The organism is Salinimonas marina, from assembly GCF_015644725.1.
Lineage (GTDB): Bacteria > Pseudomonadota > Gammaproteobacteria > Enterobacterales > Alteromonadaceae > Alteromonas.
In genome coordinates this window covers 729,776-747,563 of the sequence record NZ_CP064795.1, presented here as the reverse complement: position 1 = coordinate 747,563, position 17,788 = coordinate 729,776, and the positions used below count along the sequence as shown (strand labels likewise).

Sequence of the window (17,788 nt, the reverse complement as noted above, 5' to 3'; positions counted from 1 at the left end):
TTATATTAATCGTCTATTGGCTGACTGCTCAGCCATTTCTGTAACGCTTCCATATCATGCGCTACCGCCATCTGCAGCTCTTCAACCCAGTCATGCACATTCTGCCACCAGGCCGGGTGATCGCCCTGCTGAATCTGATTAGCAATACGCTGGACCCGTGCCAGGCCTACTGAGCCCGCCGCCCCTTTGATCTTGTGCGCCTGTGAACAAACTTCTGACTTTTCATCGGCGCTTAAATTCAGCTGCAGTATTTCCATATATTCAGGCATTTTATCCTGAAAAACTTTGACGCTGGCACGCACCATATCTTCGCCGATGGTATCCACCAGCATTTGCAGCAAATCCATATCCAGAATGTTATTAAGAGACTTACTGGCCTCGGCTTTAGGTTTACGCTGCTCGGCCTCAAGCGCAGTGGGGGCCGCCGGCTCGGCAAACAAGGAATTGAAGACCTCGATTACCCGACTTTTCTTGATGGGCTTGGCAATAATATCGTCCATGCCATTTTCAAGATATTCTTCGCGCTTTTTAATCACATTCGCGGTCAATGCGACCATCGGGGTTTGCATCACCAAATCTTCTTCAATTAGCACATTGGCAACATCAAAGCCGGACATATCTGGTAGCTGAATATCCAATAAGATCAGGTCGTATTGCTGGGCACGTACTTTATCAATCGCATCCTGACCGGTCATCGCCACATCCACATGCTGTCCTAATTTTTCCAGCAGAGCTTTGGCGACCATTACATTGAGTTCAATGTCTTCCACCAGCAGTATCTTCAGATCGGTAACCAGCAGTTTTGAAACCTGCATTGGCTTGGTCGAAATCTGTACCGGTAAATCAATTTCAAATCGGGTGCCTTTGCCCACTTCACTGGTAACCCGGATTTCGCCATGCATCAGCTCGACCATTTGCTTACAAATCGCCAGACCAATTCCGGTGCCGGTAGCAGACTGATGATCAGGATGATCGACCTGATAATACATCGCAAAAATTTTATCCAGCTCGGTATCGGGTATCCCCACCCCAGTGTCTTCAATGACAAAGCTGACCACACACGCCTCTTTAACAGGCTGGGTGGCTGAAACCGACAGGCTCACATAGCCTTTGTGGGTGAACTTGACCGCATTGAACAAAATATTCCATAAAATCTGGCGTAAACGGGTGCCATCCACCTCAATCATCTGCGGTAAGGGCTCGTGAATATCAGACACCAGCTCTAAATTTTTATCTGCCGCCAACAAGCGGATGATGCTTGATAATTCTTCGGTGAAATCGCGCAGCGAGACGGTCTTAAGGCTCAGTTCAAGCTTATCGCGATCAAGTTTGTCCAAATCAATAATGTCGTTAAAGATATTGCCAAGAGTGATGGCGCTGGCGTAAATGGTACTGACCCAGCTAAATTGCTCATCCGACAGTTCGGTATCACGCAGCATTCGGCTCAGACCCACGATACCATTTAGCGGTGTGCGCAGCTCATGGCTGATGGTGGCAATAAAACGGGTTTTATCCGTACTGGCTTTTTCCGCCGCGCTTTCTGCCTGTTTGCGTTCGGTCATATCCCGTCCAAAGGCCAGCAGACCTAAACGGTTACCGGCTTTATCGAAAAACGGTACCCGTTTCATTTCAAAGTAACGACGGCGGCCGTCAGCAAAGCGCAGCCACAATTCTTCGGTCATACTGGCGTTGGTTTCCAGCACTTCGCGATCACTGGCGACAATCTGGGCGGCTAAATCTTCTTCAAAGACATCGTGAAGCGTGAGCCCTACCAGCTCTTGCTCGGTCTTGCCGGTCAGCATTTCGGCAATACGGTTGCATCCAGCAAAGCGACCTTCTTCATTGCGGTAATAAATCAGGTCGGGTGAGGCGTCGATAATAGAGCGCAGCAGCGTAGATAAACGCCGGGCCTGCTCTTCAGAAGATGACTTGTCTTCGATTTCCCGTTCCAGCTCTTTAAATACGGCTTCACGTTCTTCCTGCGCCCGCTTGCGCTGCTCGATTTCGTGATTGAGTTGACGCACATTATTTTGCAGTTCCCGGTTCAGAAATACATCTTCTTCGCGCAAGCGCTCAAGCTGACTGACCACCTCTTTAAGGTTGGTACGAGAGCTTTCCAGCTGTTTCACCAGTTCGCTGAAAAAATACAGTACCCAGGGCGCCGACAACAAGGTGATGATGATGGCGATAATAAAGTCATCAGGTTGCACCGACTTGCCCAAACTGATGCGCACCAGGTAAGACGCCACCAGGGTAAAAACCAAAGTTGCGGTGACAAACAAAATACTGAGTTTGAGTGTGCCGAAGCGCTTCACAAACTGAGCTATGCGTATAGCCCATGAATCGTTGGGTGAATCCTGATGCATAACACTTATTTCACGAATAAAATTGCGGTTATCCTAGCAGGTCTTAGGCCCCGGGCAAACAAAGCAAAGTGGTTGAGACCGGATTAGTGTCAAACCGACCGTTACGATCCCATGCATGGACACCCACAGGAAAAACTAAAATCTAAACCATGGACACCCACCGCTACACCCAAGGACAAGAGGAATCTCATACATGGACACCCACAGTTAAAGCCGAAAGATCGTGGCTATGAACCTTCCGTTCCGGTGTATGGAGACCCATAGGAAAAACTACTGGCAGGATGTGAGATACACCAAGACCTGAATCATGGACACCCACAGATAAAGCCGAAAGAACGCGGCGAAATACTTACAGTTTCAGTTCATGGACACCCACCGCTAAACACAACGGCAGGATGTGAGATAGCAAAAAAGTCTGTAAGGTTTGCACGGTCAGTATTCTGCTAAGCCCGAACTCAGCACGTTAAGCAATATCCCGATCCGCAGATGTTTCAAGGTTTAATCCTTGACGCTTTCAAATTGAAATCTCAACAGAAGGGGGCCCACACCGTAACCGCGTGACTATTGGTATGTTAACGGCGGTGTGTCCGCCAACGTATTGGGGCGTTCCGCGAAAAGCCAGGTTAAGACATCAGGCCCCCACCCAAATAGAGCCCTGATTTGTTTTTATTTTTTGCGTTTTTGCCCATTCGGTTTTTGAAAATGCGATTACGTCTTTCACCGAGCGGCGATAAATTCTTCGAGTTCGTAGGGTGCTTAGCATCTGACTATCAATGGGTTTTACTCAACAGCAGATGAAGAAAACGAGCGGAAAACAGCGAGCCGGAAACCCGCCTTTGTCCTGGCAATTGATTTAGCCCCCACCCTGTAAGCTTTGCAAAATAGGAAGCTCAGGCGCCCGCTAATAGGTTAGTGACATTTGTGGCTGAAGTTCATGAAAGGGCAACGCAAACATGGATACACCTGCTCCTTGAGCTCAATTGCTTTTAGATCAACAGCTCGCGAGTGTGACCTTAATCTGCCAGGGCTGTTGCCTCACTTTTTAAATGTTTCGGCTCAACCGCCTATGAGCATTGAGCTATAGCACAGTTAGTCTATTTGAGTTTGTGGTTCTGGCAGACACAGGAGTGGTACAAGGAGGCGCAATTTTACCAGTTTGCTTTGTTTTTGCCTTGGTTTTTGCAAGCGGCCATTTGTGGGTGTCCCATTTTTGTTCGTTTGCTTATGGGCGCTTTTGAAAGCCAACATACCAGTAACAATTTTGTAACTTTTTTAGAGTTTTATCTGCCCTCTCGTAGGAGGGCATCTACAGATTCACTATTTAAATAGACCAGCCAAGCAGATACACATAACAATGAAGTGGGTGTCCATTCTTTATCCATTCTTTATCCTTTCTTTATCCTTTCTTTATCCTTTCCATTCCCTTGTCGACGTGGGGGTCCATTTTCGCTCCTCTGCCTTTCTCTCGCACCAATACTCTGCCCCTGCTCAGCTGCTATACAAATGTGGGTGTCCCACAGTGTGCGTTGCACCGTGTACTTGCCCTATACTTGAGCACAGCTTTTGAAATAAAGTGTCCGAAACTCTGTTTTTTCGGACTTAAAAACGGGGAGAGGAAGATCCGGAGGGAGGGCTAAAAGCCGTTACTGTCGCCGCATAGAAACACTTTGGCTAAATAGCATACACCCAGGCTGGGTTTTCGGCTGGAAGGATCATTTGTTAGCGGACATAAAAAAGCCAGCGTGCCAGTTCGGTGATGCCAAACTGCGGTGTCGCTGGCTGATTCTAAAAGTACTTAAGTAGAATGCAACTACCTGAATATACGTTACTTTATGTTGTACCCTGGCACTGCAATACGATCCATTTCTTCTTCATCATACACATTGATTAGCAACATAGTGTTCACCTTCTTACCTTTGTAATTTCAGATTTGCCTAACCGTGAGCGTAGGCGATGGTCTTCACTTATGACAAATGCAAATGCTTTACCAGTTTTTACAAAAGTGTAATAAACATGGCCTATCTGGAAACAGCGAGAGACTCAATGAGGAATGATTTTTGGCCAGAAACCGCACGCCCTCCTAGCCCTGGCCGGTGACATGCTATGGAGTCAATGTCCCCAGCGGTATTAATAAACATAGTATTGGTAGCAAAACTGGAGTTATCAGTACGTTAGGACTATGCCGCGCCTTTAAAAACTAAATATATCCACCCCATAAATGCTTATTTATTCACTTCTAAAATTACCGCCATTTTTTAAAAATTAGTATATTCATCCTAATCGCTGCGCTTAACAAGATCTTCACAAACTTTAAACAACGAACGAAAAAAACAAACTAAACAACTGATTTAAATGAATTAAAAACCTCTGTATAACGGTTCAGTGATAATGACCTATAAATCGGATTGATTTTATTTTTTAATCTGGTTATTTTGTTAGGCCCGCTCAGCAAATATGCATAAAAATGCGGACCACATGACTGGTACCCTCTAATAAGAAACGACGACAAAAACCGGCACACCGGACTAAAGCAACTTTAAGTCTACATAAAACGATGCTCGGAATGACTGCCCCACACAGTTTTAATGGTGATGGAGGTAGCGTGTACCTTGCCCAGTCGAAGGTTGAAGGAGTAAAAGATGAGTTTGTACAACCCTAATGATTCCCGGGATAACTGTGGTTTTGGCTTAATTGCGCATCTCCATGGCGAGGCCAGCCACGAGCTGGTAGAAACGGCTATCCACGGTCTTGATCGAATGCAGCATCGTGGCGGTATTGCCGCTGATGGAAAAACCGGTGACGGGTGCGGTTTGTTATTGCAAAAACCCGACGCATTTTTCCACCAAATCGCCGAGGAAAATGGCTGGAAGCTCAGCAAAAAATACGCGGTGGGCATGATATTTTTGAATCAGGACCCAGCGCTGGCGCAACAGGCTCGCGATATCCTTAATGAAGAACTAGAAAAAGAAACATTAGGGGTGGTGGGCTGGCGTGAAGTGCCGGTAGACCAAAGTGTGCTGGGCGAGCTGGCGTTAAGCGGGGTCCCCCAGATTGAACAGATTTTTGTCAACGCCCCCGCTGGCTGGCGTAAGCGTGATTTGGAACGACGCCTGTACATGGTGCGTCGCCGAGCCGAAAAGCGTCTGGAGCAGGATGAGGAGTTTTACGTAGCCTGCTTATCCGGTTTAGTGACCGTTTATAAAGGCCTGGTAATGCCCAAAGATTTGCCGGCCTTTTATGCTGATCTGGCTGATCCGCGTCTGAAAAGTGCGATTTGTGTTTTTCACCAGCGCTTTTCTACTAATACTCTGCCGCGCTGGCCCCTGGCGCAGCCGTTTCGGTTTTTGGCGCATAATGGCGAGATCAATACCATCAAAGGTAACCGGGACTGGTCACTGGCGCGAACCGGTAAATTTGCTACGCCACTGCTTCCCGATCTAAAAGATGCCGCCCCGTATGTGAATACCGAGGGTTCTGATTCTTCATCCCTGGACAACATGCTTGAGCTGTTTTTGGCCGGCGGGATGGATCTGTTCCGGGCTATGCGACTACTGGTGCCGCCCGCGTATCAGAATAACGATACCATGCACCCGGACTTACGCGCTTTTTATGAATTCAACTCGATGCACATGGAGCCGTGGGACGGCCCGGCGGGGATCGTGCTGACCAATGGCCGTCATGTTGCGTGCAACCTTGACCGTAATGGCTTGCGCCCGGCGCGTTATGTGATAACCAAAAATGGTTTTATCACCCTGGCTTCCGAAGTGGGTATCTGGGATTACCAGCAACAGGACGTAATTGAAAAAGGCCGGGTAGGCCCCGGTGAAATGCTGGCGGTCGATACCTACACTGGCAAAATCTGGCGCTCTACCGAAATTGATGATGAACTCAAGGACCGCCATCCCTACCGGGAATGGCTGGACAAACATATCCGGCGCCTGGCTCCGGTAGAAGAAGTGGATGCCAGTCAAATTGGTAAGCGGGTATTTGATGATGCGACCATGGCCATTTACCACAAGCTGTTCAATTACAGCTATGAGGAGATCCAGCAGGTTATCAAGGTACTGGCTAAAGATGGCCAGGAAGCCGTCGGATCTATGGGTGACGATACGCCGATGGCAGTGATGTCCTCACAAACTCGCACTCTGTACGATTATTTTCGCCAGCAATTTGCCCAGGTTACCAACCCGCCGATCGACCCTTTGCGCGAAAACCATGTGATGTCACTGGCCACCTGCATCGGACGTGAGCAGAATGTATTTAGTGAAACCTCCGGCTACGCCGATCGGGTGTTATTTCAGTCACCAATATTGATGTACACCGATCTGAAACAGCTGCGGGAGTTTAATCCTGAGTATTACTACTCCGAAGTGGTGGAATTACAATATCGCCCCGACGAAGGCCTGCGCCAGGCGATTGAACGCATTTGTGATGAGGTAGAGCACCTGGTCAGAGATAAACGCGCAGCATTTGTGGTGCTATCGGACCGTCATATCAGTAAGGATACTTTGCCGGTGCCGGCGGCTATGGCCGTGGGCGCAGTGCAGCGCCGCTTGGTCAACGAGCAATTACGGTGCGACGCCAACATTGTGGTAGAAACCGCCACCACCCGCGATCCGCATCATTACGCGGTATTGATCGGCTTAGGTGCCACCGCTATTTATCCCTTTTTGGCTTATGAAACCATTGAGCAGCTGTGTGAAAACAACGAGCTCTCGGTGTCAGTCATGCAGGCAACGTTGAATTACCGTAAGGGTATCAATAAAGGTCTGTACAAAATCATGTCTAAAATGGGCATCAGCACGGTTGCCAGTTACCGTTCAGCCAAACTGTTCGAGGCTATCGGTATCAATGATGAAGTAATGAAGCTGTGTTTTCACGGCGTCACCTCACGCATTCAGGGCGCCGGGTTTGATGACTTTAATCAGGACATTGCGAATCTGGCCCGGGTTGCCTGGCTTAAACGTAAACCAATCAGCCACGGCGGCTTGCTAAAATATGTGCATGGCGGCGAATACCATGCGTATAACCCGGGCGTGGTGAAATCGTTACAAAAAGCCGTCATGAGCGGTGAATACACCGATTATCAGGAATACGCCCAGCAGGTGAACGAGCGCAGCCCGGCCCATTTGCGTGATTTACTGCATTTGCGCGACAGTGAGCAGGCTATCGATATTGACGAAGTTGAACCGGCGCAGAAGCTGTTTTCTCGGTTTGATACTGCCGCCATGTCTATTGGCGCGCTGAGTCCGGAGGCGCACGAAGCCCTTGCCATTGCCATGAACCGGCTTGGCGGACAGTCTAATTCTGGCGAAGGCGGTGAACACCCTTCCCGGTTTGGAACCGAGAAAAATTCTAAAATCAAACAGGTTGCCTCGGGCCGCTTCGGGGTAACGCCGCATTATTTAGTAAACGCTAATGTGATTCAGATAAAAGTGGCTCAGGGCGCTAAGCCTGGGGAAGGCGGGCAGCTGCCGGGTGATAAAGTCAACCGTTACATTGCCACCTTACGATTCTCGGTACCCGGCGTAACCCTGATATCCCCGCCACCGCATCATGACATTTACTCCATTGAAGATTTAGCCCAGCTTATCTTTGACTTAAAACAGGTGAACCCGGCCGCTTTGATTTCAGTGAAGCTGGTGTCTGAACCCGGTGTAGGAACGATTGCGACCGGGGTGGCCAAAGCCTACGCCGACCTGATCACCGTTTCTGGTTACGATGGCGGTACCGGGGCCAGCCCGCTGACCTCGGTTAAATACGCCGGCAGCCCGTTTGAACTGGGGTTGGCTGAAACCCAGCAAGCCCTTATTGAAAACGGTTTGCGCCATAAGGTACGCCTGCAAACTGACGGCGGTCTTAAAACCGGCCTTGATGTGGTAAAAGCCGCCTGCCTGGGCGCCGAAAGCTTTGGCTTTGGGACTGGCCCCATGGTGGCGTTAGGCTGTAAATACCTGCGCATATGCCACCTGAACAACTGCGCCACCGGTGTCGCAACCCAGGATGAAAAGCTGCGCGAAGAGCACTTCATCGGACTGCCTGAGATGGTCATGAATTATTTCAGATTCATCGCCCAGGAAGTACGGGAAATTATGGCCAGCCTGGGGGTTAAACAATTTGATGACCTGGTAGGTCGCACCGATTTACTGGAAGTACTCGATGGCATTTCGGCTAAACAAAACCGGCTGGATCTCTCGCCCTTGCTGGTTCGGCCTAAAGCCGGTGAGCATACCCGGTTGTTCTGTTCACAAACCACTAATCAGCCTATGGATAAGGGCGAGCTGAATAACCGGTTGTTTACCGATGCCCGTGAAGCCGTGGCCAACAAATTGGGGATCCGGCTGGCCTACCCCATTCGCAACACCGATCGTTCTGTGGGGGCGCTGGTCTCGGGCGAAATTGCTAAATATCATGGCAACCATGATATGGAAGATGCGCCGATAGAAGTACAGTTTACCGGTACCGCGGGGCAAAGCTTTGGGGTCTGGAACGCCGGCGGCCTGCATATGCGTATCGAAGGGGATGCCAATGACTATGTAGGTAAGGGCATGACCGGCGGCAAGCTGGTGATCTACCCGCCTGCAAATTGTGGATTTGATGCTCACGAGAGCGCCATAATGGGTAACACCTGTCTATACGGTGCCACCGGCGGTAAATTGTTTGCCGCCGGCCGGGCCGGCGAGCGCTTCGGCGTACGTAACTCCGGCGCCATCGCGGTGGTCGAAGGCATTGGCGACAACGGCTGTGAATATATGACCGGCGGTATTGTCGCAGTACTGGGTAAAGTTGGGGTGAATTTCGGGGCCGGCATGACCGGTGGCTTTGCGTACCTGCTGGATGATGGCGATCTGGAACACCGCGTCAACAGAGAACTGGTCGAGATCATGCCGGTAGCGGATAAAAATATTTTGGTGGAACACCTTCGCGGGCTGATTAATCAGCACTACGAAGAAACCGGCAGCGAGTATTCTTTGCAGTTACTCACCGACTTCGCCGCCACGCTTAAGCAGATCAGGCTTGTTAAACCAAAAACCAGTGATGTGAAAAACCTGTTGGGCCACATCAGTCGTTCCAGCGACGAACTTCGCATTCAGGCTCAGTAGGAGGGTATTGTAATGGCTAAAAATGTTTACCAGTTTGTCGATGTTGAACGCATTGACCCGCCGAAAAAGCCCATCCAGATGCGTAAATCTGAATTTGGCGAAATCTATCAGCCGCTATCTCAGTCGCAAACCGAGGGTCAGGCGGATCGGTGTCTTGATTGTGGTAACCCGTATTGCGAATGGAAATGTCCGGTCCATAACTACATTCCCCAGTGGCTTGATTTAGCCAATCAGGGACGGATTATAGAAGCGGCCGAATTGTCCCACAAAACCAACAGCCTGCCCGAAGTATGCGGCCGGGTTTGCCCACAGGATCGGCTGTGTGAAGGTGACTGTACGCTTAATGATGAGTTTGGTGCCGTGACCATTGGCAGCATCGAAAAGTACATCACCGATACTGCTTTTAAAATGGGCTGGCGCCCGGATATGTCGGATGTAGAATGGACCGATAAAACCGTGGCGGTGATTGGTGCTGGCCCGGCAGGCCTGGCGTGCGCCGATGTACTGATACGCAATGGCGTGAAACCCGTGGTGTATGACAAATACGAAGAAATTGGCGGGCTGCTGACCTTTGGTATTCCGTCCTTCAAGCTTGAAAAAGATGTGATAAAGCTGCGCCGGCAAATCTTCACCGATATGGGCATCGAGTTTGTGCTCAATACCGAAATTGGCAAAGATGTACAGATAGAAGAGCTGATGGAGCGGCATGATGCGGTGTTTCTGGGGATGGGTACCTATAAGTCGATGCAGGGCGGCTTTGTCAATGAACAGGTCGAAGGCGTTTATGAAGCCCTGCCCTTTTTGATAGCCAATACCAATCGGGTGATGGGGCTCGAAAAAGATCCGGCAGACTTTATCGATATGAAAGGCAAAACGGTGGTGGTGCTTGGTGGTGGTGATACCACCATGGACTGTGTGCGTACCTCCATCCGCCAGGGGGCCAAACGCGTAGTTTGTGCCTACCGCCGAGATGAACAAAGTATGCCCGGCTCGCGCAAGGAAGTACAAAATGCCAGAGAAGAAGGCGTTGAGTTTGTATTTAATGTTCAGCCTCAGGACATCAGCATCGATGAGCACGGCCGTGCCAATGGTGTGCGACTGGTGAAAACCGAGATGGGGCCACCGGATGTCAATGGCCGGCGACGTCCGGTTGATGTGAAAGACTCTGAACATGTGCTTAGCGCCGACGCCGTAATTATAGCCTTTGGTTTTCAGCCCAGTCCTTCAGACTGGTTTGCTGATCACGGCATCATTTTAGATGAAAAAGGTCGGGTCATGGCGCCCTCTAAAGGCAAGTTTGCTTACCAGACCAGTAACCCCAGGATTTTTGCCGGCGGGGACATGGTGCGCGGTTCCGATCTGGTGGTGACCGCCATCGATGAAGGCCGCAAGGCCGCCGCTGGCATTATGGATTACCTGGAGGTGTAAACCGTAATCAGCCACTCTGCCCCACACCCCAGTGTGCGGGCAGACCTTCCTTCCGCCGCGACGTGCTGGATGAAATTATAAATATTCCTTTATTATCCTCCTCATACCTACTGCTTTTTTCGCATACCTAATCCCCCCCTTCGAAGGTTGCCGTGGGCAGCGCCATTGCCTATAGTTGTTTTTGTATTAAAATTCATCACTAAAAGGCCGACAATGACCTTGCTTAAAGTATTGCCCTTGGCACTTGCCTCATTACTTTGTGTGCCTGTGCTGGCCGCCAACACATCAGGACCGGACACCGCCGTCTGCCCTGCCGACTTTTACTCGATTGCCATGCCTGCCGGAGCCACCCAGTGTCAGCGCTTCGACGACGAACTGCCGGCCTCGCTGGTCTATCATACGCCTGTAGATACTCAGACCATTTTGCAATGGTACCAGCAGGCAATGCCTGAACTGGCGGTGGTCAGCCGTTTTAATAAACGGGTGGTGTTAAGTGCCCCGAACAATAATATTCGGGTGGTGGTCTCCCCTGATCAGCATGGCGCGCAGGTGGATTTGCTCGTCATCGATACCTTGCTAGCCAGTCAGTAACCTGCCACCTTATTCTCCTGTTGACCCAAAAAGCGCTCGCATTGAGCGCTTTTCTGTTTGATTTTCATAACTTTTTTAAATAAAGCCCACTATCAGCCTTATTGGCACCCCCCTTGCTAATTCATTAGAACTGACGGAAATCCCGCACATATCGTCAGAAAAATGACATCTAAGACCGGGTTTTTGAGGAATCGTTATGGAACTGGCAATAATTTTAATGATGCTGTTAATTGTGGTCGCTCTGGGCGCCATAAAACTGTCAGACGGAGGGGTCGCATTTCCATTTCGACGCAAGCCTTCGTTATTTACTCCTGTAGAGCAAAGCTTTTTAGGCCTGATTGAACAGGCTGTGGGACGCGAATTTCGGGTAGTGTGTCGGGTTCGTCTAAGCGATCTGGTTCAGGTGCGTCAAAATACCGCGAAAAAACAAGCCGGAGCCGCCTTAAGCCGGGCATCGTCACGCCAGCTGGATTTTGTGTTGTGCGATAAAACCGATATGACACCGGTCATGGCTATTGACCTGGTGCATGCTAATGGTAAGGATGGCTACAAGACGCAACGGGACTGGTTTGTGTCCGGCACCCTGGATGCGGCTGGCATGCCTCACGCCCGTATCAAGGTTAAATCAGGATATACAGTAGAAGAGATTCGTGAGTGCCTGGAAACCAAACTGATTGGTTACCGTCGTCGTCAGCAAAAGCTGGCCCAGGCCCCTACACACAACCCGCAGCCGCCTAAGCGTCCTACCCGGCCGCTGCGCTCAAGTCGCGCTGCCGCATAATCATTTTCAGAGGGAAAGCCCCCCAGGGCTTTCCCTCATCTTCTTTTCAATGCTGTCAGTTTTTTTCTTTTCGTATTACCATATTTATACACTGCACCATATGCGCTGCTTCTGGCGCACATACAACCTATTAAGAGCACTATGGCAAAAATCGGAATTCTGGGCGCAATGGATCAGGAAGTTGCGCTATTACAAGCCTCGCTGAGCGATGCTACCACCATTCAGTGGCACCACCTGACCTTCGTGGAAGGTACCTTGCACGGACATCAGGTGGTACTAGTACGTTGTGGGATTGGTAAAGTGGCGGCCACCCTGGCAACCACCGCGCTGATTCAGCAATTTGCGCCTGACTATGTGGTAAATACAGGTTCAGCCGGGGGCTTTGATAGCGCCCTGAACATTGGCGACATTGTCATTGGCAGCGCGTTAAAACATCATGATGTGGATTTGACGCACTTTGGTTATGCGCCGGGGCAGTGCGCCGGAGATATGCCCGAGGCTTACCATAGTGATCCCACCCTGATGAGTGCGGCGCAACAGGCTACCGATGCCATTGAGGGGATCACCCACGCCACCGGCTTGATTTGCACCGGCGATGCCTTCATTGGCAGCGATGACGCTGCCCAGCGAATTCAGTCTACGTTTCGGGATATGAAAGCCTGTGAGATGGAAGGGGCAGCCATCGCTCAGACATGCCATATGCTTAACACGCCTTTTCTGGTGATCCGCTCATTATCTGATATTGCCGGAAAAACGTCGTCGGTGTCGTTCCAGGAATACCTGGAACAGGCGGCTAAAAATTCTGCCCAGCTGGTAATGGGAATGCTTGCCGTCTTGGATTAAGCCTATGTTCACCGGGGTATGGAACACCATTGTGTCAGAGCCTGTCTTGCAGTCGCTGGCACTGATTTTAGTGGTTATGGCTTGCGATGCGACATGGCGATGGCCGCGCGCCTATCATCCACTGACCCTGATGCGCCAGCTCTCTGAAACCATGGCCCGGCGGGTCCGTCCAGGGGCTGATTATTCGGTGTCTCAGCATCGGTTATCCGGTATTTTGGGGGCGGCGGTTTTACTTGGTCCATTGCTGGTGCTACTAGCACTGCTGGTGAATATGGCAGAGTACCCGGTGTTTTTTGAAGGGCTCATTTTATTGGCCATTCTGGATTTCGGGCATGACCGCAAAGCCTACAGACAGGTGCGTTCGGCGCTGAACCAGGAAAAGAAGATGCTGGCCCGTGACCGGCTTCGGTTGCTGGTCGCCCGTGATACCGACAGACTCAGTCCGGTGGGTATCGCCAAAGCGGCGATTGAGGCCTTGTTCCTGCGGTTTTGTTATATCTATGGCGCCGTGGTGTTCTGGTTTTTGCTGGCCGGCCCGGTGGCCGCCCTTACCTACCGGTTGTTATTGATGCTAAGTTGGCAGTGGCATTGCCGGCGGCCTGGCTTTGACTATTTTGTGGGGCCTGTTCAGAAACTAACCCGCTTGCTGGCAATAGTGCCTGCCTGGCTCACTACTTTTTTGCTTATCTTAGTTACACATCCCATTGATGCTATTCAGGCTGCCCGCCGTAGTCCGGCTACCGACAGTACCTCGTTATTGCTGGCCCTGGTCGGTGGAGCATTAGGTTTTCAGCTGGGCGGGCCGGCCATTTATCAACAGCAAAAATTTCGTTATCCAAGGGTGGGCGGCCCGCGGGAAGTGCGGCTTTCCGATGTATCCCGGGCTAAACATGCCATCGACCGCACCAACCTGTTAATGGCGATATTACTGTTGCTGACGTTTGTGACCTGCTGGCCTTTGGGGTGGTCATGAAAGCGATGTGCCGGCCAGGTTGGCTGTGGCTTTTTGTGACCGGTTCGATGCTGTTATGGAGCCATCTGATCAGCGCTAAAACCGTGGTGACCTTATCCCCGCACCTGGCCGAGTGGGTATATAGCCTGAACTATGAAGATGAGTTACTGGCAGTTAGCGCCCACAGTGATTATCCACCTTCGGCCGCGAACAAACCGGTGGTGGCCAGCTATCACGGGGTCGATATCAAAGCCATTATGAAGCTGGATCCTGATCTTATTCTGGCCTGGCAGGGTGGCAATAAACCACAGGATATTGCCCGCTTACAAAGTCTGGGATTTGAAGTATTTTTATCTCAGCCCGTCACCCCCGAGGACATTGCTCACGAAATAAATGAATTGGGCGAGCTGCTGGGGCTGGCCAACCAGGCACGCGCGGTGACCAAACCGTTTCTTGTGGGACTTAAACGGTTAGGCGATCAATACAGGACACCCACCAATAAACCGGTTTTTTATTATTTATCAAATCAGCCTTTGATGAGCGTGGGCGCTGGGTCCTGGCCCGATAGGCTGCTAAATTATTGCGGTGGCCAGACAATTTTTGCCGACGCCCCGGTGGCCTACCCTCAGGTTTCCCCCAGGAGGTGCTGCGTCGTCAGCCTGAGATCATCATTGCCGCCAATGGCCAGCCACTGGCCGATGAACGGGCATTCTGGCAACCTCACCGACCGGTATTGAACGCCCCGATTATTCGGGTTGACCCGGATATAACCAGCCGCTTTACCCTACGGTTACTGCCCCAACTCCGGCAACTGTGCGCCGCGATCCAGACACCCAGCCCGCGCTAGTACTGCCCTACTGATGCGTTTCAGGCTATACTTAATACCGGCGTCAGCAATTGAGCTGGCCGTGTTCTGATAACACAGGATCCTGCTTATGTCTTCCAGTTTGAAAGTGGTGCTGTTGGTGATGGGGTTGCTGGTGAGTTCGGTGGGTGCCGCCGATGCTCCGCTCCCCTGGCAGCCTTCGGTAAACCACGGCCCCAGATATTAGAAAAAGTTCGTAGCAATGAATGGCTGTTGATTGATGTCAGGACACCCACCGAATTTGCCAAAAATCATATCCCGGGCGCGGTGAATATCCCTATGACAAAATAGACACCCACATTTCTTATCTTGCCGACAGTAAACAAAAACCTTTGATTATTTATTGCCGCTCAGGCCGACGGGCAAAACTGGCCATTGAAACCCTTAAGGCCAGGTCATTCGATAACGTTAGTCATCTTGAAGGTGATATGATGGGCTGGCATGATGCCGGTTTACCGGTTGAAAAAATGTAATCTGATATTGTTCTGGTCACCTTTTCTGCGGTCTTAACCACAGCTGCTTCTGTATCTGCAGCCGCAACCCAGGCCGGGATAACTTTGTGAACAACAGCGAGCCTTTCATTCATGACAATAGATATCGCTACGCCTGCCATGCTGTTCCCGGCGATTTCGCTATTACTGCTGGCTTACACCAATCGTTTTTTGACCCTGGCGACCATTATTCGCAACTTTTCGAAAGAAAAGTGGGATCAGAACACCACCGCCCAAATCCAGAATTTACGCCAGCGCATCCAGCTGATTAAGCGGATGCAGATAGCTGGCGTAGTCAGTTTTTTTCTGTGTGTGCTTTCGATGCTGGCTATTTATCTGACTTACCAGCTTGCCGGAAACTGGATTTTTGCCGCCAGTTTAATCTGTCTGATGTATTCACTATGGATTTCGGTGCGCGAAATTTTGATTTCAGTCGAAGCACTGGATGTTCACCTAGACGGGATAAAAACTAAATGAGTATTACCTACTGCCCTTTAGCCCCCGCCACTTTGCAGGGGTCATTAAACTTGGAAACGCCGTTCACGGCGACAATTATTTATCCGCACAAAGCCTGCAGTCGATTTACAACAAAAGCTTTCATAATGGCATTAACGCCAGCTGGGTGGCGGTGGACACCCACCAGGTTGTGGGTTTCAGATTAACGCTGGCACACACCCAGTGGCAACCGGATAAATGGTGTACCCCAAGTCGCTGGCCGGTAGCATCCAACGCCGTATGCTATTTTAAATGCAATACGGTGTCCCCTGACCGGCAAGGTCAGAGTATTGGCAGCACCATGCTCAGGCATTCTATCGACAGTGCCAGACAACAGGGCGCCGCAGCTGGGCTGGCCCATATCTGGCTCGCCAGTCCGGGCAACAGCGCCTTTTTATATTTTCAAAAAAATGGCGGAGAGTTGATTCGCAAGCACCCGGATAAATGGCGTCATGAAGCTTTATATGAAGGCTATGATTGTCCGGTCTGCGACACTTTGTGCAAATGTGAGGGTGCTGAGATGTTGCTCACCTTCTCATGAGCTATGATCCGTTAGTGTCACCGGCGGTTGATTCGTCAACCCCCGCGCCCGATACCTATTGGCATGCCACCTCTCAGCCCACTTCCTTTGAGGCGCTTGATGGTGCTCATGACACCGACTTTTTGATTATTGGCGGTGGTTATACCGGATTGTCTGCCGCGTTAGAGCTTACCGAAAAGCAATCAGGCCGGGTCACATTAATTGATAGCCATTCGATGGGGTTTGGCTGTGCCGGGCGCAATGCTGGCTTTGTCTTAAGCGGCAGTGGTCGGCTGGGGCCGCTGGCTCTGGCAAAAAAGTTTGGTCCGGCCACCGCCCGGGCCATTCAAAACGAATACGACGAAGCTGTTACACAGCTGCTACAGCATATCGAGACCTATGATATTGCCTGTGATGTGGCCCCCGGCCCGTATTACAAACTGGCCCACACAGCCGGGCAAGCACGCTCACAAACCAATAGTCTGGACCAGCTAGCCGGCCAGTTTGGCTCGCAGGCGACCGCCTTAGATCGGCACGCTTTACAACAACAACTCTCAGTGAAGGGGTTTTATGGTGCCACCGTACAGCCGGGTTACGGGTTAAACCCGTTAAAACTGGCCGACGGACTGGCCTGCGCCGCCCGGGACTCAGGGGCACAGTTGTTTGGCCAAACCCCCGCCCTCAAACTTGACCATAATCAAGCCGGGTACACAGTATGGACACCCACCGGTCGTATCAATGCCACCAAGGTGCTTATAGCCAGTAACGCCTACAGCAGCAAACAGTTTCACCCCTGCATCGATAGCCGCCAATTTCCGGTGCAATCAAGCATTCTGGTAACCGAGCCATTGAGTGATGGTGAGCTTGCAAGTATTGGCCTGAACGCGCCGGCCACCATGATGGACACCCGGATGATGAAATACTATTACCGGTTACTGCCCGACAACCGTATTTTATTTGGCGGTCGCGGGGAAGTAACGGGGAAAGCTGCTTCAGCCGGCAAAGCACGATTGTTTAATGCCATGGTCTCCAGTTTTCCGGTACTTAACCACAAGCCTGTGAGTCATTTCTGGAGTGGCTGGGTGTCTGTGTCTTTGGATAGTCTGCCCCGAGTGTATTTTGATCATACCCAGAATTTGGGGTATGCCATGGGGTACTGTGGGGCTGGGGTGTCGTTTGCAAACTTTGCAGGCCGGCGCCTCGCCCAACAGGCAATGGGCGACACAGATTTGCCTGATATTCCCCTTTATACCTCGCCCCTGCCACGTTATCCACTTGCAGGCTTACGCCGCTTAGGACTCCGCGCTCTGTACGCCTGGGCGCGCGTAGCAGAGCGAGTATAAGACCTGGCCG

The 17,788-nt window shown here is 50.9% G+C and carries 13 protein-coding genes; 12 read left to right on the top strand and 1 reads right to left on the bottom strand.

What is annotated here, in order from left to right; genetic code table 11:
- Nucleotides 1-5: 5 nt before the first annotated feature.
- Entirely contained in the window at nt 6-2,366 is a 2,361-nt protein-coding gene (gene arcB / locus IT774_RS03190) for an aerobic respiration two-component sensor histidine kinase ArcB (RefSeq protein ID WP_195811305.1), read from the bottom strand.
- A 2,639-nt stretch (nt 2,367-5,005) separates the two neighbouring features.
- Here arcB and gltB point away from each other — a divergent pair.
- The 12 genes from gltB to IT774_RS03130 all read left to right on the top strand — a co-directional run bounded on the left by gltB (nt 5,006) and on the right by IT774_RS03130 (nt 17,778).
- Nucleotides 5,006-9,469, top strand: coding sequence for a glutamate synthase large subunit (gltB, locus tag IT774_RS03185; RefSeq protein WP_195811304.1), 4,464 nt, complete (start codon nt 5,006-5,008; stop codon nt 9,467-9,469).
- A 12-nt stretch (nt 9,470-9,481) separates the two neighbouring features.
- A complete protein-coding gene (locus tag IT774_RS03180) occupies nt 9,482-10,897 on the top strand; it encodes an FAD-dependent oxidoreductase (protein ID WP_195811303.1) in 1,416 nt (471 codons plus the stop codon).
- A 213-nt stretch (nt 10,898-11,110) separates the two neighbouring features.
- Entirely contained in the window at nt 11,111-11,488 is a 378-nt protein-coding gene (locus IT774_RS03175) for a hypothetical protein (RefSeq protein WP_195811302.1), read from the top strand.
- 196 nt (nt 11,489-11,684) lie between these two features.
- On the top strand, nt 11,685-12,269 hold the full coding sequence (locus IT774_RS03170; protein WP_195811301.1) for a DUF2726 domain-containing protein: 585 nt from the start codon (nt 11,685-11,687) through the stop codon (nt 12,267-12,269).
- 141 nt (nt 12,270-12,410) lie between these two features.
- On the top strand, nt 12,411-13,112 hold the full coding sequence (locus IT774_RS03165; RefSeq protein ID WP_195811300.1) for a 5'-methylthioadenosine/adenosylhomocysteine nucleosidase: 702 nt from the start codon (nt 12,411-12,413) through the stop codon (nt 13,110-13,112).
- Nucleotides 13,113-13,143: 31 nt separating this feature from the next.
- Nucleotides 13,144-14,085, top strand: a complete 942-nt coding sequence (locus tag IT774_RS03160; protein ID WP_195811299.1) for a cobalamin biosynthesis protein CobD/CbiB — start codon at nt 13,144-13,146, stop codon at nt 14,083-14,085.
- On the top strand, nt 14,082-14,801 hold the full coding sequence (locus IT774_RS03155; protein WP_195811298.1) for a helical backbone metal receptor: 720 nt from the start codon (nt 14,082-14,084) through the stop codon (nt 14,799-14,801). The genes IT774_RS03160 and IT774_RS03155 overlap by 4 nt, the downstream gene beginning before the upstream one ends.
- 341 nt (nt 14,802-15,142) lie before the next feature.
- Nucleotides 15,143-15,220, top strand: coding sequence for a rhodanese-like domain-containing protein (locus IT774_RS17980; RefSeq protein WP_408641209.1), 78 nt, complete (start codon nt 15,143-15,145; stop codon nt 15,218-15,220).
- 41 nt (nt 15,221-15,261) lie between these two features.
- The gene (locus tag IT774_RS17685) at nt 15,262-15,402 is read left to right on the top strand and encodes a rhodanese-like domain-containing protein (RefSeq protein WP_195811297.1); all 141 of its coding nucleotides are present in this window, start codon (nt 15,262-15,264) and stop codon (nt 15,400-15,402) included.
- 111 nt (nt 15,403-15,513) lie between these two features.
- Nucleotides 15,514-15,897, top strand: a complete 384-nt coding sequence (locus IT774_RS03140) for a DUF2721 domain-containing protein (protein WP_195811296.1) — start codon at nt 15,514-15,516, stop codon at nt 15,895-15,897.
- A 169-nt stretch (nt 15,898-16,066) separates the two neighbouring features.
- Nucleotides 16,067-16,456, top strand: coding sequence for an N-acetyltransferase (locus tag IT774_RS03135; RefSeq protein WP_408641199.1), 390 nt, complete (start codon nt 16,067-16,069; stop codon nt 16,454-16,456).
- Nucleotides 16,453-17,778, top strand: coding sequence for an NAD(P)/FAD-dependent oxidoreductase (locus IT774_RS03130; protein WP_195811295.1), 1,326 nt, complete (start codon nt 16,453-16,455; stop codon nt 17,776-17,778). Before IT774_RS03135 ends, IT774_RS03130 begins: the two co-directional genes overlap by 4 nt.
- Nucleotides 17,779-17,788 lie beyond the last annotated feature (10 nt).